Genomic DNA, 24,224 nt, shown 5'->3' with positions numbered 1-24,224 from the left:
ACCAATTTTTGCGTTGACAAACCGAAATGCTTATTGTATACTGTTTTTACTGGTTCATTGGCCTGAAATAGGGCTATACCAATTTTATTAATAATGAAAGAAAATGTTAGTTAACATCTTAGGTAAATAATATGTGTGGAATCGTTGGTGTTGTAGGAAATACAAACGCAACTGATATTTTGATTCAAGGACTTGAAAAATTAGAATACCGTGGTTATGATTCAGCAGGTATTTTTGTGACGGGTGGTGAGCAAGCTCATCTTGTGAAAGCTGTTGGTCGCATTGCAGAATTGTCTGCAAAAGTTGGCGATAAGACTGAAGGGACAACAGGAATCGGTCATACTCGCTGGGCGACTCATGGGAAACCAACTGAGAATAACGCTCACCCTCATACGTCTCAAACTGCTGGACATATCCTTGTTCACAACGGTGTGATTGAAAACTATGCAGAAATTAAGGAAGAGTATCTTGCAGGTCATGATTTGAAAGGGCAGACAGATACAGAAATTGCTGTACACTTGATTGGTCAATTTGTTGAAGAAGGTTTGTCAACTCTAGAAGCCTTCAAAAAAGCATTGAAGATTATACAAGGGTCATATGCCTTTGCCTTGATTGATGCTACGGATGCAGATACAATCTACGTTGCCAAAAATAAATCTCCACTTTTGATTGGTCTTGGTGATGGCTATAACATGGTCTGCTCAGATGCCATGGCTATGATTCGTGAGACAAGTGAATATATGGAAATTCACGATAAGGAATTGGTTGTCGTGAAAAAAGATAGTGTTGAAGTCATGGACTATGATGGCAATGCGATTGAACGTGGTAGTTATACAGCTGAGCTTGATTTGTCAGATATTGGTAAGGGAACTTATCCATACTACATGCTCAAGGAAATCGACGAGCAACCAACTGTTATGCGTAAATTGATTAGCGCATATACTAATGAAGCTGGTCAGGTAACGGTTGATGCGGATATTATCAAGGCAGTACAAGAAGCTGACCGTATCTATATCTTGGCTGCTGGAACTTCCTATCACGCAGGATTTGCCTCAAAAGACTTCTTGGAAAAATTGACAGACACACCAGTAGAGTTGGGAATTTCATCTGAGTGGGGTTACAACATGCCACTTTTGAGCAAAAAGCCGCTCTTTGTCATGATTAGCCAGTCAGGTGAAACTGCTGATAGCCGTCAGGTATTGGTTAAAGCTAATGAAATGGGCATTCCAAGCTTGACAGTAACCAATGTACCAGGCTCAACACTGTCACGCGAAGCAACTTACACCATGTTGCTCCATGCAGGACCAGAAATTGCGGTAGCTTCTACAAAAGCCTACACTGCACAGATTGCGACTTTGGCAATCTTGGCTAAGGCTGTTGGTGATGCAAATGGCAATGCTTACGCAAAAGATTTTGATTTGGTACATGAATTGTCAATCGTAGCACAATCCATCGAGGCTAGCTTGTCAGAAAAAGATGTGATTGCTGAAAAAGTGGAAAAACTCTTATCAACCACTCGCAACGCATTCTATATCGGTCGTGGTAGTGACTACTACGTTTCTATGGAAGCCAGCTTGAAATTGAAAGAAATTTCATACATCCAATGTGAAGGCTTTGCGGCAGGTGAATTGAAACACGGTACCATTTCATTGATTGAAGACGGTGTTCCTGTCTTGGCCTTGATTTCAAATCATCCACACCTTGCAAGCCATACTCGAGGCAATATTCAGGAAGTAGTGGCGCGTGGTGCCAATGTCTTGACAATTGTAGACGAAGCAGTAGCTAAGGAAGAAGATGACATCACTGTTACAACAGTCCATCCATTCTTGTCAGCGATTGCTATGGTCGTTCCAACACAGTTGATTGCTTACTATGCAACATTACAACGCGGGTTGGATGTTGATAAACCACGTAATTTGGCTAAATCAGTAACAGTTGAATAATTTGTAGAGGAGGTTTGGTGAATCCAAATCTTCTTTTTGCAAAAATATTGCAATAATATACAATCCGATGGAGAATTTATTAAAAATTCTTTGAAATAAAGGATATTTTTTGATATACTAGAACCTACTAATTCTTTTAGGAGAACTCTATGGATTATGTTTTGGAAGTCCTACCAAGCCTATTGAGTGGGGCGGTTGTCTCCTTGCAGGTATTTTTTTTCGTATTAATTTTATCCCTGCCTTTAGGAGCAGTTTTTGCGTTTTTGATGCAGATTCGATTTAAACCCTTGCAGTGGTTGTTGCATATCTATGTACTAATTATGCGTGGAACACCATTGCTGTTACAATTAATCTTTGTTTACTACGTTTTACCAAGTGTGGGTATTACTTTTGATCGAATGCCAGCGGTTATTCTTGCTTTCACCCTAAATTATGCGGCTTATTTCTCAGAAATTTTCCGAGGGGGGATTGAAGCCATCCCTGCCGGCCAATACGAAGCTGCTAAAGTATTAAAATTTACACCCGTTCAGACGATTCGATATATCGTTTTACCACAGGTAGTAAAAATAGTACTACCTAGTGTTTTCAATGAAGTAATGACATTAGTGAAGGACACTTCATTGGTTTATGCTCTTGGGGTGAGCGATCTCTTGCTAGCTAGTCGAACGGCTGCCAACCGAGATGCAAGCCTAGCACCAATGTTTATTGCAGGTGCTATCTACCTTTTGATGATTGGAGTTGTGACACTCGTTTCTAAACAGGTAGAAAAGAAATTTGACTACTATAGATAGGAGGAAGCCATGTTAGAATTACGTAATCTTACAAAACGTTTTGGTAACAAACAGATTTTCTCCAACTATGATTTAGTTATTCCTGAGGGGGAAATTGTAGCTATTGTTGGTCAATCAGGTGGTGGTAAAACGACCTTATTGAGGATGTTGGCAGGATTGGAAACCATTGATTCAGGAACATTGATTTACAATGGTCAAACTTTACCGCTTGAAGAATTAGAGAAACGACATTTGCTGGGCTTTGTCTTTCAAGATTTCCAGCTTTTTCCACACTTATCCGTTTTGGAAAATTTGATTCTTTCTCCAATAAAAACACAGAACATGTCTCGTTCAGATGCGGAAGACAAGGCCCATAAACTATTGGATACTCTTGGGTTAGCCAACCATGCGACTGCTTATCCATTTTCCTTATCGGGTGGGCAAAAGCAACGAGTGGCCCTAGCCCGTGCTATGATGATTGATCCTGAGATAATTGGTTATGATGAACCAACTTCAGCCTTGGACCCCGAATTGAGAAAAGAAGTTGAAAAATTGATTCTTGAAAATCGGGCGACAGGTATAACGCAAATCGTAGTGACTCATGATATGCAGTTTGCTGAAAATATCGCAGATGAAATCATCAAAATTGAACCAAAACATTGAGGTAATTAAAATGATGAATATGAAAAAGATTGTTTTAGGAGCAGTTGCTCTCGTATCGAGTCTCGCTTTAGTAGCATGTGGGTCTACCGACTCAGCAACCAAATCAGATAACTGGTCTACCTACGAATCTGAAAAATCTATTACGATTGGGTTTGATAAAACCTTCGTTCCTATGGGATTTGAACAAACAGATGGTTCTTATACAGGTTTTGATATCGATTTAGCAAATGCTGTTTTTGAAAAACATGGAATAACTGTTGAATGGCAGCCAATTGACTGGGACTTGAAAGAAACGGAATTAACGAATGGCAATATCGATTTAATTTGGAATGGATATTCAATTACGGACGAACGGAAAGATAAAGTTCTTTTTACCAATCCTTACATGGACAACCAACAAGTTCTTGTCACCAAAAAATCTTCCAACATCAGTCAGGTATCTGATATGAAAGACAAGGTGCTGGGCGCGCAAGCCGGTTCCTCAGGATATTCAGTGTTTGAAGGCCAGCCTGCTATCCTAAAAGATATTGTGCAAAATAATGATGCAAGCCAATATGCAACATTCAATGAAGCCTTGATTGACTTGAAAAATGATCGTATTGATGGTCTCTTGATTGACCGAGTATATGCTAATTACTACTTGCAACAAGAGGGAATCATTGATGACTATCATATCATTGATGCTGGATTTGAAAATGAAGCATTCGCTGTTGGAGCTCGTCAGTCAGATACGACACTTGTAGAAAATATCAATAAAGCATTTACTGAATTGTACAAAGAAGGTAAGTTCCAAGAAATCTCTCAAAAATGGTTTGGTGAGGATGTGGCGACTGATGCAGTAAAAAACTAAAAATATAAATAAAAGAGCCTAGTGCTCTTTTTTGGTGCAAAAGAAAAGCCAGTCGTTCGACTAGGCTTGTTTCTTTGAGATTTGGTGGAAAATGACAGTCCAATTTTCATGACGACGCCAGAGGGATGTATGGACAAAATCGCCAATTTCAAATGTAACTAGTTTAGACTTTTGACTAATAGAAATCATCTGATAGTTGGAAAGATAGGTTGTTTGAACAGGGTGACTTTCAAGCATTTGAGTTTTATCTTGATACCGACCTTTGGCATCGATGAGAAGGTAGTTCTCATCAATTAAAGTCTCATATCCAGTAGCATGTGCTTGTATCTCTGTTTCAAATCGGAAGAGTTTATCATAAATGTGTTCATACATCTCATCGTGTGGAATTTCAGATGGTTCTACGTGTATATCTACATCAAAAACACCATGTTTGAGTGTTAGGAGTTGCTCAACCTGTTCGGTTATTTCATGACTTTCATAAACGGACAGATCCGGATTCATTTCGAGGACAATATCCAGATAGATATTGGCACCATAGGTGCGACCACGTTGTGACTTGACAGAAACAATTTTAGGAAGTTTGAGAATATCTTCTTCGTATTTTTTCAATAAGTTTTCATCAAAACCATCTGAGAGTGTGAAAAAGCTCTCCATAAAAATATCATATGCAGTTTTTAGAATGAAAAAGGTGATGATGATAGCAGCAATTTTATCAACAATTGGGAAGTTAGAGGCAGCAGCAAAGATTGCGATAGAAGTTCCAATGGAGGTAACAGCGTCAGATAGATTGTCCTTAGCAGCAGCTTCAAGTGCTTTAGAATGAACTCTTTTCGCTAGGCGATTATTATAAAAATATACGGCCAACATAACGAGTGCGGAGAAAATACCTACTATTGCCCCCGTGATGTCTACCTCGACTGGAGAATTACTAATTATTTTTTGTAAGGTATCATAGAGGACTTGAAAACCAACAACGAACATGATGAAAGAAGTCATCAAACTAGCAAGGTCTTCCATTTTCCAATGTCCGAATTTATGGTCAGTGTCAGCAGGTTTTTGAGCCATTTTCAATCCAACCAGTACGGCGACATTTCCAATAATATCGGAAATATTATTGAAGGCATCTGCTCGCAAGGCATCTGAATGAAAGAGTTGACCTGCAGTTAGTTTGATAATTGACAAGACTATGTAGGTACCTATTGATAGTAAGGCACCACGTTCAGCTAGTTTTAGATTGGAAACAGTTTGGTTCATGGCATCTCCTTTAATAAGTTTTCATTGTAACAAAAAGCCCCCCTGTTTTCAAGGGGTTAGACTGAATTTTTATGAGCATTCATGACCTTATAAAGGCGTAATAAGATAGTGCCACTTGCCATACCAATTGGGATAACCAAAGCTAGTGTCAATACGGTTGTAATATTGGTGAGGGCTTGAGCATATTCGCCTGAAACAAAATAGGTAGTAGACATGTATGCACGGTAGCCGGGAACAAGTGGTGCAAGTATAGCCAATGAAAAGATGACGGAGGGTGTTTTTAACCAAATACTCATGATTTGACTGACACAGGATCCGATAATTGCTGCGAAAAAGGTAGCAATCAAGACATTTGTTGGTTCCAATAGTAAAAGATAAATAAGCCAAACAAGCATTCCTAGGAGACCACCCGGAATCAACATTTTCTTTTGAACATTGAGAACAACTAAAAAAGCAGCAATAGCGATGTAAGATGCAATCGCCTGAAATAAAAAATTAATGGAAGTCATACCTTACCTCACAAGCATCAGGGCGACTGTAGTTCCAGCACCAAGTGATAAAATAATCAGCGCAGTTTGAAAGAACTTGGTCATTCCAGTATTAATATGGTTGGTCATCAGGTCCCTCACAGCATTTGTGAATGCAATACCAGGTACAAATGGCATGACCGCACCAGCGTTAATCAGGTTTGGATTGATGGTAAGGTTCGTATGGGTACTAAGTATGTAGGATGTGAGTGAGAACACAAAAGCGCCGACAAAAGTTGTGACAAAGTCAATTCCAATATAGCGATCTACAATGAGAGAGAGAGGAAAAGCTAGTGCGGTGGCAAGTATAGCTCCTGCAGCATCTAAAAGCGATCCACCAAACATAATGGTAAAAAAAGGAGCAGCGACCACTGCGGCCAAGGTTACTTGGATATTATTATATGGTGGTTTTTGTTGTTTAATTCTATTTAACTGTTGCCAAGCTTCTTCCAAACTTATTTCTTCATTGGCAAGAGAGCGAGAGACTTGATTGACATCACAAACTTTTTGCATGTCGTAATTTGAGCTCACAATACGTTTCATACGAGAAATGTTTGTATGATCAATGGAGAAAAAGATTGCAGCAGGAATCGCCAGAACATTAGCTTGTTCGATTCCTTGTGAGTGTGCAATCCGAATCATTGTATCCTCTACTCGATGAATTTCAGCTCCGCTTTGCGCTAAAATAGCACCAGCTAGCATGAGTACATCTATGACTAAGTTTAGTCTAGGAGTGTTTTCCATCAATGTGTCCTTCCGCTTGTTTTCCTTCATTATAACAAAATATAGGTATAGGAAACACATTTTTTTGATAGATAAGCAAATAAATTGCAAATTGTTCGGATTGTAGTATAATTGATTTATCAACGATTGATGAATCAATCAAAAGAGGTAAATCTATGCAAGAAATGGAAGATTTGTTATACAGATTGAAAGTGGCTGATGAATCGATTTCTAATCTATTTGAAAAGCAATTGGGAATCAGCTTGACACGTTACACCATACTACGGATATTGTTGGAGGATGCCCCGATGCATCAATTAGCATTACAGCAGCGACTTCAGATTGATCGGGCAGCTATTACAAGGCATCTGAAATTGTTAGAGGAACAAGGCTATATTAGTCGTGAACGAAATTCTAAGAATCAGAGAGAAGTACTTGTATGGCCGACTGAGCAGGCTCGAGAAGCACTGATTTCTGCCCCTCCAGCCCATCATCTTGCGATCAAGGAAGCAATGAACCAGGTTCTGACTCTCGAAGAGAGGAATCAATTTCTTGCCATGCTTGACAAATTGCTAAGTGGCTTGCAAGAGTTACCTATTTAATTTTTAGAGAGGAGACATTATGTCTATTTTTACCACTATTCTAGCTAGTATCGTAGCTATTGAACATTTATATATCATGTATTTGGAAACCTTTGCGACCCATTCAAATACTACAAGCCGTGTCTTCAATATGGCCAAGGATGAATTGCAACGTAAGTCTGTGACCACTCTATTTAAGAATCAGGGAATCTATAATGGCTTATTAGCTATCTTTCTCTTGTATGGAATTTTCACAGGCAACCTTGAAGTGACAACTATTTTTGTCCTGTTTGTTATTGGAGCGGCAGGCTACGGAGCAGCGACTTCTAGTCCTAAAATCCTTTTGACCCAAGGAGGGCCAGCAATCTTAACTCTCATTTCAATCTTTTTATTCAACTAAGCTAAAAAGCCTTCCGTGAGGAGGGCTTTTTGCAATTAACGAATAGTCAGTTCTCCATCTAGTGTAGAGATAGAGAGGTAATTTGTGGCTTTTGGATTAGAATAGTTTGGAAGGTCAATTCCTATATTATTTTGACTGGCTTCAATATAGATGTCAGATTTTGTTTGTGAATGAAGAGAAATGTCGATTGAACCATTGTAATTGTTGATGCCATGCCTTCCTTCTAGTTTTAGATTTTCAGCATTAAAGTTCCCATCCTCAACAGTTAGGATACTCCCGACAGTATCAGTGATGTCTGCTGGACTTGTTAATGTGGAATGATTGATTTCTACTTCTCCATTGAAATGCGATAAATGCTTGAAGCTAATCTGACTGTTTTCAATCAACATGTCCCCATCTTCTACAGTGAGATCAAGACCATGAATAGTCACTTTATCCAGATAAAGATCTCCTTGAATGTTACCTGAGAGTGATTCGATTTTGCTGTTTTTAGGAACCTCTAAGACAGGTTGGTAGTTGGCAATATTCTGGTTATTGGCAAGATTTAAGATAGGTTCTAATATACCATCATAAGTTATGATTCCTTGAAAGGCACTAGAAATGGTTAATTTTCCGTCTTGGAAATTGTGGCTGAGTTGGTCAATTTCCTTATGCTGATTTCGGTAGTAGTGGAGGTGAAATTGGTTATCAGGCGATGGCATGATGGACAGTCGGTCATTAACTTCAATAGCTCTAATGTCGCTAAAGCTTACAGTTTGAGGCTGATAGTAGTTTTTTGCAACAGTTTTCATATTTTTCCATCCCCCACCTAGGTAGCCGATGAGGCTGATGATTGTTCCAAGAGTGAGCAGGACCAGACTAATTCTCGTAAATGGTTTAAGCTTTCTCATGATAATCTCCTTTGCGAATTGTTCTTTGTATCCAGTGTAAAATAAGCAAGAAGGATTTGCTACTCCAATCAAGCGTGAGCTTGCTGCCAAGAAGTGAGAGTGCAAAACAGATGAGGGCTAGTCCTGTAAAGAGAAGCGAAGAAGACCAGGAGAGTGAGAAAAGGTCGATGGCAAGGAGTAGCTGGGCGATACCTAGGCTTAGGAGTACTATCCAAAGTGAGATAAGGATTAGAATAGCACTGAGGATGAGCAGGAGTAGGGTAATGAAGAGGGCAACTAGGGTGATTGCTAGGGGAATGCCGATAGGAGCTGCGAGGATGGATAAGATTATAAGCCAAACCATGTTACGTGTGTTTGGTTTTTTCTCGGATTTTTCCTTGTTATATAAGTGTGCGAGAATATCCCGTGCAGCCTCTTTGGGAGTACCCAGTTCTTGAATAATGGCCTGTTCATTTTCAGGTCCTGCTTCATCAAAATGTTCATTAAAATAGTCAAGCGTATCTTGAAAGTCTTCTTTAGGCAAGTGTTTGAGATGTTTTTCAAGTTTCTGCAAATATTCCTTCCGATTCATAGTCATCTCCTTTATCCAATGCTAACTTGACAGTCTTCACATTGGATGATCAACTGTGCGGGACTGTTAGCTTGTTTGTAGCTCAGATGTGAGGTATCATCATCTTTTATCATTGTAAATGTCTTATCCTTTGGCAGTTTTAGGCTGGAATCTTCTTCTGTGATGTCTAAGTTAATATCCTCAATTGGTCCAAATGATAAGACAGAATCTTGAGCATGGCAACTAAAGGTGTTGGTTAAGATAAATTCTTTATGATTCCAGACACAATCTTCTAATTCTGCGCGTGCTGTAGACATGTTGACACTTGTTAGATGAACAACCGAATCACTCGCTCTACTTGTAAACTCATCGAATTGACTATCCGTGAGAGTGAGACTGGTATCTTCTAGTTGAACTGATGTGGCAGAACTTTGAACCTTGATCAATGTTAGATTGCTGTCTTCCGAATTTATTTCGAGCAGTTTTTCCACTTGCATATCTACAATTGTTAAACTACTGTCGATTAGTTTCAGATTAACAGTGCTCAGAGGGAATAGACTTTTTGGGATTTTGAGAATAGCAGAGCTAATTTGATTATTTGAAAAGTTTAGATTACCTGGTATTGGCTTGCTGCTGATATATAAATGATCATCGACAAGTTGGTATTCAAATGATTGGTAGTTGTCAACTAAGGAAGTTGGATATGAGAATAAGACAACCTCATCATCCCAAGCCTGTACAGTCAGGCTATTGTCCTCTAAGTAAATATGAATCTCTTTACAATTTGGAAGTTCCTCAAACTTAGTTTTCAAGCTGTGCTGTTTACTAGTTTGATTGGATGAAAATTTGAAATTTTTGAAGAATTCATCCCAGTCAAACTGAAAATCAAAATCGAAATCAAAATCAAAATTGAACGGGTTGGCGCTGTCTGAAGTAGATTGGTCGTGCGGATCTTGCAGTGCATCTTCTGGTAAATTGGTAATGATTTCTTTGGCAACTTCCTCAGGTGAACCTAATTCTTGAATGGCAACTTGTTCATCAGCTTTTTCATCAAAAAACTCATTAAAATAATCTAAAGCTTCTTGTTTTGCAGTTGGGTGAAGTTGTGAAAGTGCTTGTTCCAATTGTTCAAAATATTCGGTGCGTGTCATTTTCGTAGGCTCCCTTCTATAATTCCATCTATATTTGTTTTGTAGGCATCCCATTCTGCCTGGAGGAATGGGATATGATTTCGACCATTCGGAGTAATGGTGTAATATTTTCGTTTTCTCCCCTGAAATTCTTGAGTATAGGTTGTTACAAATCCTGCTTTCTCCAGTTTTTTCAGAATGGGGTAAAGTGTCGACTCTTTAATATCAGCGACTATCTTGATGGTCTGACTAATTTCATATCCATATGAATCTTGTTTTTCAACAATAGATAGAATCAGAAATTCAATCAAGATAGAGGATACAGGGTAGTACATAAAATCACCTCTATGATCTTGTTTTAGTTGCTTAGTTTTCCTTTTATTACAAAGAAAATCTTAGCAGTTCGTATTGTACACTTCAACCCTGATTTATACGGCTGAAGCGAACAGATTTTGCTTCGTTTTCAACCTCCAACTAACTACCAGATAGTTGGAGTATGTTGTAAAAGTAAACTAAAAGACTACATATAAAATTTTTATATATAAATTATATACCTATCATTTCCTAAAATCAAGTATTTATATAAAATTTTTATATATAATCAGAATGAACTTCTCTATGCTATACTATATCCATGAAAGAACTTGAATTATTAACTCGCGCTTTTAGTTTTATTTGCGTAATTGGTCTCGGTTACATTTTAAAAATCCAGGGAATAGTCCGAAGAGAAGATGCCACTATTTTTTCCACTCTGGTCATGAATGTAACTTTGCCAGCCTCCTTATTCATCGCCTCCTCAACAGCACAAGTATCGTTCAGTCTCTATCTTCCATTCCTTTTAGGAATTTTTTGTAATCTTCTTTTGAATCTAGTAGGATACTGGGAGGCTAAACACTCTGGACATCAAGCGTCAGTCGGGCTCATGCAATTATCTGGATACAATATAGGTACTTTCACACTACCTTTTGTTCAAGCCTTCTTTCCAGCGAGCAGTTTGCTAAGTGTTATCGTCTTTGATGCAGGAAATGCAATTATGGTTTTAGGAGGAAATTACAGTATTGCAACTGGAATTGATGTAGAAAAAGAAGGGATGTCTGTTACATCATTTTTTAAAAACATTTCGCGCTCAATTCCGCTGATGGTATACTTAGTCAGTCTTTTACTTGCTAGTTTATCCATACAACTTCCACAAGAAATCCTCTCTACTTTGACGATTGCTAGCAATGCCAATCCATTTTTAGCGATGCTGATGTTGGGAATCCTCCTTGATTTAAAACTGAATTGGAAGGAAATTGGTCGATTGTCCTACCTCTTGTTTCTGCGAGTAGGGGCCAATATCTTGATGGGGGCCCTCATCTATTTTCTACTCCCAATTGAGCAGTCTATGAAAATGATGCTTCTGGTGTGCTTAGCATCACCAATTTCGGTCATGTCACCAATTTATGCATTAAAGTTAGGAAGCCGTTCTGCAGAACCTGCGAATGTCAATTCCTTATCTATACTTGTTAGCCTTGCTGTGATGGTACTTCTGATTTTTCTATTCGTATAAAAAAGCCTTCGCTTGTGCGAGGGCTTAAAATCTGTCTCATACTCAATGAAAATCAAAAGTAGCCTAGTTTCAGCTATCTGGGAGATCTTGAAATCTGGAAATTGAGAGAACTGTGTTTGCGTCATTAAGCTAAAGATATAGCTCTGTTACTATCTCATTTCAAGGTTTAGTCATTTGAATTGGCTTTGATACATCGTCACTTTCGGCTTGTCGTACTCTACGATAGTGACTTGTTTCGAAAGTCTTATTTCCAATATATTAATCAATAAAGAATTCCTGCGGGCCTTGGTAACGACTTCCGTCATTGAAGGCTAGGTAGAGGTTGAAGATTGGTGTAAAGAAAACATACAAGATAGCTTGTAGCGCTGATAGTCCAAAACTACGGCCAAAAGAGTAAACCAGATAGATGCCGTATAGAGGTCCTACTAGTGGAATCAGTAAAAGGAGGATGAACCATCTTTTTTCATAGCCAAATGTGATACATTGTTGGATATAGAGATTGTAAAATGGAATCAATGATTTCCAACCTGCATAGCCTGCTTTTTTAAAAAGAAGGTAGTTTGAAATAGCAACCAGGATATACCAAATAAGTGAGAAAAGAAGTGCTGTTCCCCAAATACCGATAAGAATACCTTGTAGTAATGTTTCGTTTGTCATAATAATTCTCCATTTCTATTTGATAATTCTATTATACTAGTATTAGTTCAATAATACAATATATTTTTGCATTTTTTTATTTATTTTTTTAACATTTTAAAAAATCGGCTATCATTTGATAACCGATTTAAATCTTATTTAGCAGTAACAATTCCAAGGATGACATCAACAGCTTGTTCCATGGTTTCAAGACTAACGAATTCGAAGCGACCGTGCATGTTTTCACCACCTGCGAAGATATTTGGTGTTGGAATGCCCATGAAAGAAATCTTAGACCCATCTGTTCCCCCGCGAACAGGTTCAATGAGAGGTTTGATACCAAGATTTTCCATAACTTCTTTGGCAATGTTGATTGGAGTCATGTCTTTTTCGATGATTTTCTTCATATTGTAGTACTGATCATGCAAGTGGACAATGACACGTGGAGTGTCAAAGTTGGCATTCATTTTCTCAGCAATGTCCAGCATGAGTTCTTTACGTGCCTGAAAATCTTTTTCCTCAAAGTCACGGATGATGTAGCTAGTTGAAGCGGTATCAACACTACCTTCCATGTTCATCAAGTGGAAGAAACCTTGATAGCCTTCCGTTTTTTCAGGGCGGTCTTCTTCAGGAAGAGCATTGTGGAAGTCGATAGCCAGTTGGAAAGCGTTGATCATTTGATCTTTGGCTGAACCTGGGTGCACATTGCGTCCAAGAAAATCAACTTTAGCGGCTGCAGCTGAGAAGGTCTCGTACTGGAGCTCGCCTAGCGGTCCACCGTCCATCGTATAGGCAAAGTCTACATCAAAATCTTCCACATCAAACTTGTCTGCACCGACACCGATTTCTTCGTCAGGACCAAAGCCGACACGGATTTCACAGTGTTTGATGTCAGGGTTCTGCACCAAGTACTCAATTGCCGTCATGATTTCTGCAATTCCTGACTTGTCATCAGATCCTAGCAAGGTAGTACCATCTGTGGTAATCAGGGTTTGACCCTGGTAGTTGGCAAGTTGTGGGAAGTCTTTTGGATGCAATTCATAGCCAGATGTGCCCAAGGCAATAGGATTTCCGTCGTAGTTTTCGATGATTTGTGGGTTGACACCTTCTGCGTTGAAATCAGCCGTATCCATGTGTGCAATAAAACCAATCTTGCGTGTCAAACTTGGATCATTGGCAGGTAGTGTTCCTACCGCAAAACCATTTGGTAGATAGTGGACATTCTGTAAGCCGATGCGTTTCATTTCAGGCAAGAGAATGTTTTGAGCAAACTCAACTTGATTATAGGTAGAAGGTGTGGTTGTTGAGCTTTCATCAGAGCGTGTATTTTCTTTGACATATACTAAAAAACGGTCTAAAAGTGTAGGGTATTTCATGTTGTCTCCTTATTTGTACAAAATATGTTTTTCAATGGCTTTTGCAACACCATTGTTTTCATTGGTATCTGTAATGTCTTGGGCAATAGCCTTGACTTGTTCATTGGCGTTGCCCATGGCGATTCCCAGACCTGCAAATGCTATCATTTCAAGGTCGTTGTTGGCATCACCTATGGCCATAATTTCCTCAGGAAGAATACTGAGGCGGTCCGCTAGCTTTTTCAAACCAGAAGCTTTGCTTGCTCCATCTGGTAGAATTTCCAAGAGATAGTCCTGTGAACGAACGGTGGAATAGCGTTGGCTGAGCACAGTGTTATGTTGTTCTTCAAATGCATCGATGGCATCTTTTTCACCGACGAACATTGCTTCGAAGAAACGATGTTTACCTGATGTAGCCTCTGTTAGATCAATTGGTAAAGGTGTCATACCTACTAATCCAGCATCTAAGGACACTGTCGCATTTGCTTGTTCTGCTAATACAAAGTACTCCTCTTCATCAAAAAGGGAGATTTGGACAGCATCACTAGTTGTGAAGGTACTGAGGTATTCAACGTCTGAAATAGCTAGTTCCTCCCAGTCAACAAGAGCCCAATTTTTTGTAGAATGTGTTGAACAACCGTTATTGACAATGATATATTCTTCTTCCGTATCAAACCCTAGTTGTTTGACAAAGGGTTTGACGCCAACTAAAGGACGTCCTGTGCATAAAACCACTGTGACACCAGCTTTAACAGCTTTATGAATAGCATCAATCTCTGCTTGTTTCAACTCTTTTTTCTCATTTAAAAGCGTTCCGTCCATATCGAGGGCGATGAGTTTTATCATAATATCCTCCTTGTTTTCAATAAGACTAGTATAGCACAAATTAATAATAGAAAGTAATGTAGAGGGATACGTGTTTGGGGGAAATTGCTTCAAAAGTTTTGATTTGATTAACTTAGTCTTTTTTTGAAAAAAATATCTGTATGATATTTTGTTATTTATCATTAACTAGTGATTTGTGATATAATGATATTATCGAAAATAATAAATTGTTTTGGAGGTAAGTAAATGTCGAAAAGCATAAAAGATAAGCTGATTTTTGCAGGTTTAATGTCATTAATGATGCCATCAGTAATGACCGCCTGGAACTTATGGTGGGCAGACCGGTTAAGCTTTCAAATGTTTGTGCCAGCCTATTTGGCCGCGGTTCTTGTTTCATTTATTGTTGTACAATTTGTTAATCCACTGGTGTCTATCTGGATAATTTATTTACAAACCAAAATCTCAAATGTGAAACAAATGAACATACTAATTAGCGTTTTTCGTTCAATCTTAATGGGGCTTGCAATGGGCCTATTTGGTCTTTATATGAGTCAACTACCATTTCAGATACCATTGTATCTTGTTCGTTTTTCTAGAAATATTATTATTTCATTTCCATTAAGTTATTTTCTGGTACGTCCATTAGCAGGAAAAATTGTCAAAAGATTTCATCTTAACGTTGATAATTAGTTTAAATTTTCAAAATGTTAAAATTTTAAAGAAGATTTCTATTGAAAATGTTATATACATTTGGATAATTAATAGGGATAGTTAATGCGATAATATATGGGTGTCTAGGTGTTTTCATGACATTACCATGTTACATAAAAATATATGTTCGATAAAAAAACAAAATGGATGATAATTTAATGAAGAAATTGTTGTTTTCGATTTATTATAGAATCCATGTTTTGTCAGGATTAAAAAATATAGATAATGGAAACATCGGTTATTGGCCGGTGTTTTTTGGTATAATGAGAAAATAGAAGAGGAGTCACGTATGAAGATTAATGTCCAGAAAGAATTAGATACCTATTTACTAACTATCTCATATATTGTTACAGCTGGTTTGGCTGAAACGTGGAATCTGCTAGCGACAGATTCTGGTTTTGCACGCTGGTTTCCGCAGTTGAGAGTTGAGGGCGACAAGCTGGTTTTTGAAATGGAAGGATTCCGTGAAGTGCTGGTTCTTCTTGCCTATCGTGAAAACCAGAAAATTGCCTACACGTGGGATTCAGCAACAGTTTCATTTACACTTTCTCAGCTAGAAAATCAGACCTTGATTACTTTTGAAGAACGAATTCCAGAAGATTTTGGTAATGAATTTGCGAACGCTCAAAAAGACATGACAGGCTGGCTCGTTCAGAACGAATGCATCCAGGCGCTCTTACATCTAGAGGACTTACCTGAGCGCAAAAACTTACAGGAGAAGTGGACATTGTTTTTAGAAGAACAATTGAAAGATTACTGATTAGAGGAGAAAAAGATGACTCATAATATTACCTGCCCTCATTGTGGGACGGCCTTTCAGGTCAATGAAACAGAATACAGTCAACTCTTAGCTCAGGTGCGTGGTGCGGAGTTTGATAAGGAAATCCACGACCGCTTGGAGCGGGAACGGGAATTATTAAGCCAGAAGGCTGAAAATGATTTGCAGGCTAGATTGAGTGATAGGGATAAGGAGATTCTGGAACTGACCGCAAAACTGGATACATTTGCTAGTCAGACGGAACTCGAACTCAGCTCTGCCATTTCTAAAAAAGACCAAGAAATCCAAGAACTTAAGGCTCAGTTGGGGCAAATCGGTCTTGCCAAGGACTTGGAGTTGCAGCAGGCGATAGCTCAGGTGGAGAAGGAGCGGGATGCGGCGCAAAATGCTTTGGTTTTGCAGGAACAAAAGCAAGAGTTAGCCCTGGCGACCACTCGTCAGGAGTACGAAGTACGGCTCAAGGCGGCGGATGAGCAGGTGGAATTTTACAAAAATTTCAAGGCCCAGCAGTCTACTAAGGCAATTGGAGAGAGCTTGGAGCAATTTGCTGAGGCGGAGTTTAACAAGGTTCGTTCCTATGCTTTTCCACGCGCCAAATTTGCGAAGGACAACGAAGTATCAGCGTCCGGTTCAAAAGGAGATTTCATCTTCCGTGATTTTGACGAGTCAGGCTTGGAATTTATTTCCATCATGTTCGAAATGAAAAATGAGGCGGATACGACCAAGACCAAGCATAAAAACGCTGATTTCTTTAAGGAGTTGGATAAGGACCGTAGGGAGAAAAAATGCGAATATGCTGTATTAGTTAGCATGTTAGAGGCAGACAATGACTATTACAATACAGGGATTGTGGATGTTAGTCATGAATATGAGAAGATGTATGTTATTCGACCACAGTTCTTTATCCAATTAATCGGAATTTTACGAAATGCTGCGCTTAATAGTCTGCAATATCAGCAGGAGTTAGCCTTGGTTAAGGAGCAGAATATTGATATTACTCATTTTGAAGAAGATTTGGAAATTTTCAAGAATGCTTTTGCAAAAAACTATCAATCGGCCAGCAACAATTTCCAAAAGGCTATTGATGAAATCGACAAGGCAATCAAGCGAATGGAAGCTGTCAAAGCAGCCCTAACCACCAGCGAAAACCAGCTTCGCCTAGCCAATAATAAACTAGACGACGTCTCCGTCAAAAAACTAACCCGAAATAACCCAACCATGAAAGCTAAGTTTGAGGCGTTGAAGGAGGAATAGGATGAACACAATCGACCTAAATCTGCCTGTGGCAGAGATTATCAACCAGCACCCAGAAGTCAAGGACATTCTGGTAGAGCTTGGTTTCAAGCCCTTGGCAAATCCAGCCATGCTGAACACAGTTGGTAAGGTAACCAGTCTGAAGACAGGCGCCAAGATGACCAAAATTCCACTAGACCGTATTCAACAGGTCTTGGAATGCAACGGCTACGAGGTAATAGGAGGAGAAGCATGACAGACCAACGGATTGACATTTTGAAGAATATTCTCTTGGACCTGCACAATGGTGCCAGCCCAGAGTCTGTTCAGGACCAGTTTAATCAGCATTTTACGGGTGTTTCTGCCCTTGAAATCTCTTTAATGGAGCATGAGCTCATGTCTAGCGACACGGGTATCACTTTTGAAGACGTCATGAGCCTTTGCAATATCCACGCCAACCTCTTCAAAGGAGCCATTGCAGATGTGGAAGTGGCGGATATGGACCAGGAAGGACACCCAGTTTATGTCTTCAAGCAGGAAAACCTGGCACTGCGGGCAGCTCTCTTACGCATCCGCCGAATCATTGACCAGTATGAGCAGACAGAGGAAGAGGAGCTGAAAGACCAGCTCCTGCAAGGTTTGACACGCCAGTTTGGCCTCCTCGGTCAGTTTGAAAACCACTACACTCGCAAGGAAAAAGTCTTCTTTCCGATTATGGAGCGGTACGGTCATGATGCACCGCCCAAGGTCATGTGGGGTGTGGACGACGAGATTCGCGATCTCTTCAAGACGGCCCGTAAAACCCTTGCAACAGGCGACCTAGCTGAGATACGCGCCCACTTTGAAAACTTCGCCAAGGAGTTCGAGGAGATGATTTTCAAGGAAGAAGCCATACTTCTCATGATTCTATTGGAGACATTCACTCAGGATGACTGGCTCCAAGTGGCAGAGGACAGCGACGCTTACGGCTACGCCATTGTTAAGCCGACAACCAAGTGGGTACCTCATCGGGAGGTTTTTGGGGAAATAGCAGAGCAGGAAGTAAATACTGTTACTCCGCAACCAGCTAGCCCAAACCAGCAGATTATCGACACGCCAGAAGGTCAGTTTACCATTACCTTCACACCCAAGGAAAAGTCAGAAACTGTTCAGGACAGGACTAGTCCGCAGACCTTCGGCAACGGTTATTTATCTGTTAAGCAAGCTAATCTAATCCTCAATCATTTACCGCTGGAATTAACCTTTGTCAACAAGGATGACATTTTCCAATATTACAATGACAGCCACCCTGTCGAAGACATGATTTTCAAACGGACACCCAGCCAGATCGGACGCCATGTGGAGCTTTGCCATCCTCCTAAAATAGTGGATAAGGTCAAGAAGATTTTTGAACTGCTCCGCACAGGGCAAAAAGACCAGGTCACCATGTGGTTCAAGTCCGAGAGCATGGGCAAGTTTGTCTACGTGGTCTATAAGGCTGTCCGCGATGACCAGGGAGAGTTTCAAGGCGTTTTGGAGTATGTCCAGGATATCCAACCATTTTTTGAGATTGATAGCGATTTTCATCGGGATATCTAGTTTATTCATTTTTTATAGGAAAGAACATGAAACAATTTGAACGCACATATGAGAATATAGACTTTATTCTTTTTAAGGCTTACTATATTGAAGGAAAGAGCGTAGATGTTGCGGTCAGTCTTAGGGAACAGGATTATATGATTGAATATATTGGTGCAGATAATCGAGTTGAAGATACGGTAGATTTTACACCCATTCGTAAAAGCAAGGTAAAAAAATTTAGAGAATTTTTGAAAGAAATCAAGCTGTTGGAGTGGCCGACCATAAAAATTGGTGACAACGGCTATTATGATGCCCCTTTGATATTTTCGTATGGCTATGATGAAGAGACTGAGGAAGGGATTGATGAAGCAATTCCGCGTAACGCAGTATCTTCTGAAACTATGAGACGTGTTCATAAGGAGATTGAACAGTTGATTGGAACAACTTTTGGTAGCTATCGTTTTTATGATAAGTGATTGATAACGGACCGCCCACAAGAGCGGTCCTTTGTGTTATAATGGAAGAATGATTTCAGGAATTATTAATGTAAAAAAAGAGGCAGGGATGACCTCGCATGATGCAGTTTTTAAACTCCGTAAGATTCTCCAGGAGAAAAAGATTGGACACGGGGGGACGCTAGATCCAGATGTGACGGGCGTTCTGCCCATTGCAGTTGGTAAGGCTACTCGTATGATTGAGTACATGCAGGAAGAGGGCAAGATTTACGAGGGGGAGATTACTATCGGCTACTCGACCACGACAGAAGATGCATCGGGCGACCTTGTTAAGCGGACACCGGTTTTGGACATAGCAGAGCAGGCAGTTGATGAGGCTATGGCTAGTTTTGTCGGTACTATTACCCAGATTCCACCTATGTATTCAGCCGTTAAAGTAAATGGTCGTAAGCTATACGAATACGCACGGGCGGGTGAAGAAGTCGAACGTCCTCAACGCCAAATCGACATTTACAGTTTTGAACGGACTAGCCCGATTGAACTAGTAGATGACTGTGCACGGTTCACCTTCCGCGTTCGCTGTGGAAAGGGCACCTATGTCCGTACCCTGTCTGTTGACTTAGGGGCTAAGCTAGGCTATGCTAGCCACATGTCCAAGTTGAAACGAACTGGATCAGCAGGAATGGACCTAGCGGACGCCTTGACTTTGGAAGAAATTTCTTCGCTGGTAGCTGAAAATGATTTTTCATTTCTCCAACCTATTGAACGTGGTATCGGGGATTTACCTGTTGTAGAATTGAAGGAAGAGCAGGTGAAAGATGCTATATTTGGTCGATTTGTAGAATTGAATGCAGAAGCAGAGCGTTTAGCAGGCTTTCATGATGGTCAGTTGATTGCTATTTTTGAAAAACGCGACCAGCTGTATAAACCAAGCAAAGTTTTGGTCTAAGAAATTTTTCGATAACTGTGATAAAATAAAAGACATGAATATAAGAACAATTAAAGATTTTAACGAATTGCAAAAAGAAGAACCAACCGTTTTGGTACTTGGTTATTTTGACGGAATTCACCTGGGGCATAAAGCCCTTTTTGAACGTGCACGAAAGGTGGCAGATGAGCGAGGGCTGACGGTAACTGTTTTGACTTTTCCAGAATCGCCACGGTTGGCCTTTTCGCGTTTTACGCCAGAATTATTGCTACATTTAACAAGTCAGGAACAGCGCTATCTCTTATTGGAGAAATATGGTGTGGATCAACTGGTAATGACGCCATTTACTAGCGGATTTGCTAGTAATACTCCTGCAGAATTTATTGAGCGGTATGTGAAAGGGTTAAATGCTCAGGTCTTGGTTGCTGGATTTGATTATCATTTTGGAAATTGCAGAGCAGACGTGCAGGACTTGATGGAACTGTTTGACGGTCAGGTAGAAACTGTAAATGAAGTGAGCTTGAGCGGAGAAAAAGTTTCTTCAACTCGAATTCGCCAAGCTATCCAGTCAGGGGATGTCTCTCTAGCTAATCAACTTTTAGGTTATCCATTTATGACGGAGGGAATTGTTGTTCATGGAGATGCCAGAGGGCGCACCATTGGCTATCCAACTGCAAATCTGGCTCCTTTTGACCGTGTCCATTTACCATCTGAGGGAGTCTACGTCGCGGATGTTGAAGTAGATGGGAAACGCTATCGAGCCATGACAAGTGTTGGGAAAAATGTTACTTTTGATGGAACAGAGATGCGGATAGAAGCCCATATTTTTGGGTTTGACCGCTTTATTTACGGAGAAAAAATAACTATTTTTTGGCTTGAAAAAATTCGAGATATGGTTAAGTTCGATGGAATTGAAGGGTTGATGGAGCAGATGAAATCCGATGAAAGCTACGCCTTGCATTGGACAAGTAAGTAAACCTATAGATTTCAAAAAACTGCCAACATATCTATGTTTGCGGTCATTAAATTTTATGAAAAATTAATATAATCCCTTTGGTTCCCTATTGAAAATAACAACAAAATAAGATATAATATATTAGAAAAGCTTGTATAGAAGGGAATGGACGGGCATGATAACCTTATTTTTGTCACCAAGTTGTACGAGTTGTCGTAAAGCTAGAGCATGGCTGACTAGCCACGAGGTGCCTTTTAATGAGCATAACATTATGACTAGTCCGTTAACTGCAGATGAATTACAGCAAATTTTATCACTAACAGAAAACGGCACCGATGATTTAATTTCAACACGATCAAAAGTATTTCAAAAGTTAGATATTGACGTGGATGAACTGTCCGTGAGACAGCTTATTGAGTTAATCGAGCTATATCCGAGTTTACTTCGGCGTCCGATTATCCTTGATGAAAAACGGATGCAGATAGGGTTTAATGAGGATGAAATTCGGGCATTTCTACCGCGAAACTATCGCAAGCAAGAATTAAAGAATGCAACATTACGAGCAGAAATAGGATAGAGACATGGATAAACAATACTCATATCCGCTTGATTTTTCGTGGAGCACAGAGGAAATTTCCTCAGTGCTTTCTTTTTTGAATCGAGTGGAAGAAGCATATGAAAAGGGTGTAGAAGCAAGACTCGTTCTTGAACAGTATAAAAAGTTTAAAGAAGTTGTAAGAAGCAAAGGGCAAGAAAGACAAATTGATCGAGATTTCGAAGAAGCATCAGGTTACTCGAGCTATCGAGTTGTAAAGGCTGCCCAAGAAAAACAGAAAGGAATGATCCGATTTGGAAACTAAATATCATTTTGCCAAGCAGATTATTCTTGAAGCGGGTGAGTTCTTACGTGATCATTTAGATGACCCTCTTGTTATAGATGAAAAAACCAATCCTCAAGATTTAGTTACGCACTTAGATAAACAGGTGCAAGACCAATTGAGCCAAAAGATTCTTTCGGAATTTCCAATGGATAGCGTATTTGGTGAAGAAGGTGGTCAAACTGGTTCCATAAAAGAGGGAAAGGTATGGGTGCTGGATCCGATTGATGGGACAACGAATTTTATCGCTCAAAAGAATGACTTTTCCATTCTTTTGGCATATTTTGAAGATGGTGTAGGTCAATTCGCAATCATTTATGATGTGATGCAGGATAAATTATTTCATGGTGGAGGGCAGTTTCCTGTCTATCTCAATGATCAATTGCTTGAAATTCCCAAGGCCACTGCTTTAGCAAGAAGTTTAATCGGATTAAATGCAACCATATATGCTACAAATCAATATGGATTAGGTGACTTGGCCGATCATTCATTAGGAACTCGTTCTGTTGGTAGTGCTGGAATTGGTTTCTCTCACGTTTTAGAAGGACGCTTATTAGCTTATGCTTCGAATCTTTATCCATGGGATTATGCGGCTGCGAGTATTTTAGGGGAAGGTTTAGATTGTCAGTTATTGAGCTTAGAAGGTGATGCGCCCCAGTTTTCTGGTCGAGAACATGTGTTGTTGGTCCCAAAAGCTAGTTTGAGTGAGATTAAGAGGTTTATCCATTGATACAATTACCACAGGAATTTATTGAAAAATATACGTACTTGCTTGGCCCAGATGCCCAAGCATTTTTTGAGAGTTTTGAATCTTCTGCAGTTTCTGGCTTTCGTACGAATCCTTTAAAAGAACAACAGAAGGAATTCCCAGATGCAATACCGAATATGCCTTGGTCTTACTACGGTAAGATTTCTGGGAAGTCAATCGAACATGTGACAGGTTTGGTTTATTCTCAAGAACCAGCTGCACAGATTGTTGGGCAAGTTGCGGCTCCTGAAAAAGGGATGAAGGTACTGGATTTAGCAGCAGCTCCTGGAGGAAAGACCACCCATTTACTTTCATATTTAGAGAATACAGGGATTTTAGTTAGTAATGAGATTTCAGTCAAACGTTCTAAAATTCTCGCAGAAAATGTAGAACGTTTCGGTGCTCGCAATGTTGTCGTTACAAATGAATCTGCTGAACGATTAGCAAAGGTATTCCCCAACTATTTTGACATGATTGTCTTGGATGCACCATGTTCTGGTGAGGGTATGTTTCGGAAAGACCCGGATGCTATTCAGTATTGGTCTAAAAACTATCCTGCTCAGTGCGCGCAGTTGCAAAAGGAAATCTTGGAATCAGCTCTTGAAATGCTTGCACCTAATGGACAACTCATCTACTCTACCTGTACGTGGTCGCCTGAAGAAAATGAAGATATTGTTCGATGGTTATTGGAGCAATATGCTTTAGAATTAATTGATATTCCGAAAATAAATGGTATGGTTGAAGGGATTGGCTATCCTGAGACGGCTCGGATGTATCCTCATCGTTTTAAAGGAGAAGGACAGTTTGTAGCGAAATTTCGATATAAAGGGGAAGGTTCCATGAAAAAAAGGAAATTTGGGAAGTCAAATTTAAATCGTGAACAGCAACAATTATGGCAGTCTTTCAAACAAGAACACCTGACGATACAATGTGACGGTGTTTTACAAGTGTTTGGGGATAATCTCTATTTATTACCCAAAGAGCTTCCTGATTTATCTAAAATTAAAATTGCACGAAATGGTTTACATCTAGGTGTGTTTAAGAAAAAGCGCTTTGAACCCAGTTTTGCTCTCGGCCTTGCATTACAGAGTGATGAAGTGATGAAGCGAATTGAAATTTCAGTTGAAGATTTTCAAAAATATGCTGCAGGTCAGACGATTGAGGTGCCTAAAGAATTACCAAATGGATGGTATCAAGTTGCTGTTGCTGGAAATGGGCTAGGCTTTTCAAAAATCGTTTCTGGAGTATTGAAAAATAGCTTCCCCAAAGGACTAAGATTTTAAGTCCGAAGAAGCAAATTATTTTTGCAACTTGTCTTGTTATATGTTATAG

Annotated in this window: 29 protein-coding genes; 19 read left to right on the top strand and 10 right to left on the bottom strand. The window is 39.6% G+C overall.

Annotated features, from left to right (window positions below; all coding sequences use genetic code 11):
* Positions 1–131: 131 nt before the first annotated feature.
* The 4 genes from glmS to K6V48_RS05145 all read left to right on the top strand — a co-directional run bounded on the left by glmS (position 132) and on the right by K6V48_RS05145 (position 4,226).
* The gene (gene glmS, locus K6V48_RS05160; RefSeq protein WP_222368331.1) at positions 132–1,943 is read left to right on the top strand and encodes a glutamine--fructose-6-phosphate transaminase (isomerizing); all 1,812 of its coding nucleotides are present in this window, start codon (positions 132–134) and stop codon (positions 1,941–1,943) included.
* A gap of 149 nt (positions 1,944–2,092) precedes the next feature.
* The gene (locus K6V48_RS05155) at positions 2,093–2,734 is read left to right on the top strand and encodes an amino acid ABC transporter permease (RefSeq protein ID WP_024392702.1); all 642 of its coding nucleotides are present in this window, start codon (positions 2,093–2,095) and stop codon (positions 2,732–2,734) included.
* A 9-nt stretch (positions 2,735–2,743) separates the two neighbouring features.
* Positions 2,744–3,376 (top strand): amino acid ABC transporter ATP-binding protein, encoded by a 633-nt coding sequence (locus tag K6V48_RS05150; RefSeq protein ID WP_222368329.1) that lies wholly within the window; start codon positions 2,744–2,746, stop codon positions 3,374–3,376.
* Positions 3,377–3,395: 19 nt separating this feature from the next.
* Positions 3,396–4,226 (top strand): amino acid ABC transporter substrate-binding protein, encoded by an 831-nt coding sequence (locus K6V48_RS05145; RefSeq protein WP_172038539.1) that lies wholly within the window; start codon positions 3,396–3,398, stop codon positions 4,224–4,226.
* Between the two features lie 60 nt (positions 4,227–4,286).
* Here the strand turns inward: K6V48_RS05145 and K6V48_RS05140 are convergent, their stop codons facing one another.
* From K6V48_RS05140 to K6V48_RS05130, 3 genes are read right to left on the bottom strand one after another with little or no spacing between them, the layout of a single operon-like run.
* Positions 4,287–5,480, bottom strand: a complete 1,194-nt coding sequence (locus K6V48_RS05140) for a cation diffusion facilitator family transporter (protein WP_222368327.1) — start codon at positions 5,478–5,480, stop codon at positions 4,287–4,289.
* 56 nt (positions 5,481–5,536) lie between these two features.
* Positions 5,537–5,989, bottom strand: coding sequence for a threonine/serine exporter family protein (locus K6V48_RS05135; RefSeq protein WP_024392706.1), 453 nt, complete (start codon positions 5,987–5,989; stop codon positions 5,537–5,539).
* Positions 5,990–5,992: 3 nt separating this feature from the next.
* A complete protein-coding gene (locus K6V48_RS05130) occupies positions 5,993–6,751 on the bottom strand; it encodes a threonine/serine exporter family protein (RefSeq protein ID WP_222368390.1) in 759 nt (252 codons plus the stop codon).
* Between the two features lie 155 nt (positions 6,752–6,906).
* Between K6V48_RS05130 and K6V48_RS05125 the strand changes: the two genes are divergently transcribed.
* Positions 6,907–7,332, top strand: a complete 426-nt coding sequence (locus K6V48_RS05125) for a MarR family winged helix-turn-helix transcriptional regulator (protein ID WP_222368325.1) — start codon at positions 6,907–6,909, stop codon at positions 7,330–7,332.
* Positions 7,333–7,351: 19 nt separating this feature from the next.
* A complete protein-coding gene (locus tag K6V48_RS05120; protein WP_222368323.1) occupies positions 7,352–7,711 on the top strand; it encodes a DUF1304 domain-containing protein in 360 nt (119 codons plus the stop codon).
* A 35-nt stretch (positions 7,712–7,746) separates the two neighbouring features.
* Here K6V48_RS05120 and K6V48_RS05115 read toward each other — a convergent pair whose 3' ends face one another.
* Genes K6V48_RS05115 through K6V48_RS05100 form a run of 4 tightly spaced genes read right to left on the bottom strand, consistent with a single transcriptional unit; the run spans position 7,747 to position 10,616 of the window.
* Positions 7,747–8,601, bottom strand: coding sequence for a DUF4097 family beta strand repeat-containing protein (locus K6V48_RS05115; protein WP_222368320.1), 855 nt, complete (start codon positions 8,599–8,601; stop codon positions 7,747–7,749).
* Positions 8,588–9,172 (bottom strand): DUF1700 domain-containing protein, encoded by a 585-nt coding sequence (locus K6V48_RS05110; protein ID WP_105127003.1) that lies wholly within the window; start codon positions 9,170–9,172, stop codon positions 8,588–8,590. The genes K6V48_RS05115 and K6V48_RS05110 overlap by 14 nt, the downstream gene beginning before the upstream one ends.
* An 11-nt stretch (positions 9,173–9,183) precedes the next feature.
* A complete protein-coding gene (locus tag K6V48_RS05105; RefSeq protein WP_222368317.1) occupies positions 9,184–10,302 on the bottom strand; it encodes a DUF1700 domain-containing protein in 1,119 nt (372 codons plus the stop codon).
* Entirely contained in the window at positions 10,299–10,616 is a 318-nt protein-coding gene (locus tag K6V48_RS05100; RefSeq protein ID WP_024392712.1) for a PadR family transcriptional regulator, read from the bottom strand. Before K6V48_RS05100 ends, K6V48_RS05105 begins: the two co-directional genes overlap by 4 nt.
* 299 nt (positions 10,617–10,915) lie before the next feature.
* Here K6V48_RS05100 and K6V48_RS05095 point away from each other — a divergent pair, with 299 nt between their 5' ends.
* Positions 10,916–11,830 (top strand): AEC family transporter, encoded by a 915-nt coding sequence (locus K6V48_RS05095; protein ID WP_222368316.1) that lies wholly within the window; start codon positions 10,916–10,918, stop codon positions 11,828–11,830.
* 258 nt (positions 11,831–12,088) lie between these two features.
* Here K6V48_RS05095 and K6V48_RS05090 read toward each other — a convergent pair whose 3' ends face one another.
* The 3 genes from K6V48_RS05090 to K6V48_RS05080 all read right to left on the bottom strand — a co-directional run bounded on the left by K6V48_RS05090 (position 12,089) and on the right by K6V48_RS05080 (position 14,667).
* Positions 12,089–12,487 (bottom strand): DUF5684 domain-containing protein, encoded by a 399-nt coding sequence (locus K6V48_RS05090; RefSeq protein ID WP_222368314.1) that lies wholly within the window; start codon positions 12,485–12,487, stop codon positions 12,089–12,091.
* Positions 12,488–12,621: 134 nt separating this feature from the next.
* The gene (pepT, locus tag K6V48_RS05085; RefSeq protein WP_222368312.1) at positions 12,622–13,842 is read right to left on the bottom strand and encodes a peptidase T; all 1,221 of its coding nucleotides are present in this window, start codon (positions 13,840–13,842) and stop codon (positions 12,622–12,624) included.
* Between the two features lie 9 nt (positions 13,843–13,851).
* A complete protein-coding gene (locus K6V48_RS05080; protein WP_222368311.1) occupies positions 13,852–14,667 on the bottom strand; it encodes a Cof-type HAD-IIB family hydrolase in 816 nt (271 codons plus the stop codon).
* Between the two features lie 225 nt (positions 14,668–14,892).
* Between K6V48_RS05080 and K6V48_RS05075 the strand changes: the two genes are divergently transcribed.
* From K6V48_RS05075 to K6V48_RS05015, 12 genes are all read left to right on the top strand, one after another.
* Entirely contained in the window at positions 14,893–15,336 is a 444-nt protein-coding gene (locus K6V48_RS05075) for a DUF2798 domain-containing protein (RefSeq protein WP_222368310.1), read from the top strand.
* A gap of 310 nt (positions 15,337–15,646) precedes the next feature.
* A complete protein-coding gene (locus K6V48_RS05070) occupies positions 15,647–16,117 on the top strand; it encodes an SRPBCC family protein (protein ID WP_222368309.1) in 471 nt (156 codons plus the stop codon).
* A 15-nt stretch (positions 16,118–16,132) separates the two neighbouring features.
* Positions 16,133–17,389 (top strand): DUF2130 domain-containing protein, encoded by a 1,257-nt coding sequence (locus K6V48_RS05065; protein ID WP_222368307.1) that lies wholly within the window; start codon positions 16,133–16,135, stop codon positions 17,387–17,389.
* A 1-nt stretch (position 17,390) separates the two neighbouring features.
* Complete coding sequence (locus tag K6V48_RS05060) at positions 17,391–17,624, top strand: DUF1858 domain-containing protein (RefSeq protein WP_172075374.1); 234 nt, start codon at positions 17,391–17,393, stop codon at positions 17,622–17,624.
* Complete coding sequence (locus tag K6V48_RS05055) at positions 17,621–18,946, top strand: DUF438 domain-containing protein (RefSeq protein WP_222368305.1); 1,326 nt, start codon at positions 17,621–17,623, stop codon at positions 18,944–18,946. The genes K6V48_RS05060 and K6V48_RS05055 overlap by 4 nt, the downstream gene beginning before the upstream one ends.
* A gap of 26 nt (positions 18,947–18,972) precedes the next feature.
* Positions 18,973–19,404, top strand: a complete 432-nt coding sequence (locus tag K6V48_RS11820) for a hypothetical protein (protein WP_261311046.1) — start codon at positions 18,973–18,975, stop codon at positions 19,402–19,404.
* Positions 19,405–19,453: 49 nt separating this feature from the next.
* Positions 19,454–20,332: a tRNA pseudouridine(55) synthase TruB gene (truB, locus tag K6V48_RS05040; protein WP_222368301.1), complete on the top strand. Its 879-nt coding sequence runs from the start codon at positions 19,454–19,456 to the stop codon at positions 20,330–20,332.
* Positions 20,333–20,366: 34 nt separating this feature from the next.
* Entirely contained in the window at positions 20,367–21,287 is a 921-nt protein-coding gene (locus K6V48_RS05035) for a bifunctional riboflavin kinase/FAD synthetase (RefSeq protein WP_222368297.1), read from the top strand.
* Between the two features lie 154 nt (positions 21,288–21,441).
* Positions 21,442–21,843, top strand: a complete 402-nt coding sequence (locus tag K6V48_RS05030) for a Spx/MgsR family RNA polymerase-binding regulatory protein (protein ID WP_024392725.1) — start codon at positions 21,442–21,444, stop codon at positions 21,841–21,843.
* A 4-nt stretch (positions 21,844–21,847) separates the two neighbouring features.
* Entirely contained in the window at positions 21,848–22,126 is a 279-nt protein-coding gene (locus K6V48_RS05025) for a UPF0223 family protein (RefSeq protein ID WP_029749539.1), read from the top strand.
* Complete coding sequence (locus K6V48_RS05020) at positions 22,116–22,874, top strand: inositol monophosphatase family protein (RefSeq protein ID WP_172038489.1); 759 nt, start codon at positions 22,116–22,118, stop codon at positions 22,872–22,874. The genes K6V48_RS05025 and K6V48_RS05020 overlap by 11 nt, the downstream gene beginning before the upstream one ends.
* The gene (locus K6V48_RS05015; protein ID WP_172038536.1) at positions 22,874–24,175 is read left to right on the top strand and encodes an RsmF rRNA methyltransferase first C-terminal domain-containing protein; all 1,302 of its coding nucleotides are present in this window, start codon (positions 22,874–22,876) and stop codon (positions 24,173–24,175) included. Before K6V48_RS05020 ends, K6V48_RS05015 begins: the two co-directional genes overlap by 1 nt.
* Positions 24,176–24,224: the final 49 nt, after the last annotated feature.

It is taken from the genome of Streptococcus suis, assembly GCF_019794555.1.
In the GTDB taxonomy this organism is placed as follows: Bacteria; Bacillota; Bacilli; order Lactobacillales; family Streptococcaceae; genus Streptococcus; species Streptococcus suis_AB.
Note: the sequence above shows the minus strand (reverse complement) of the source record. Positions and strands in the feature narration are given on the sequence as shown.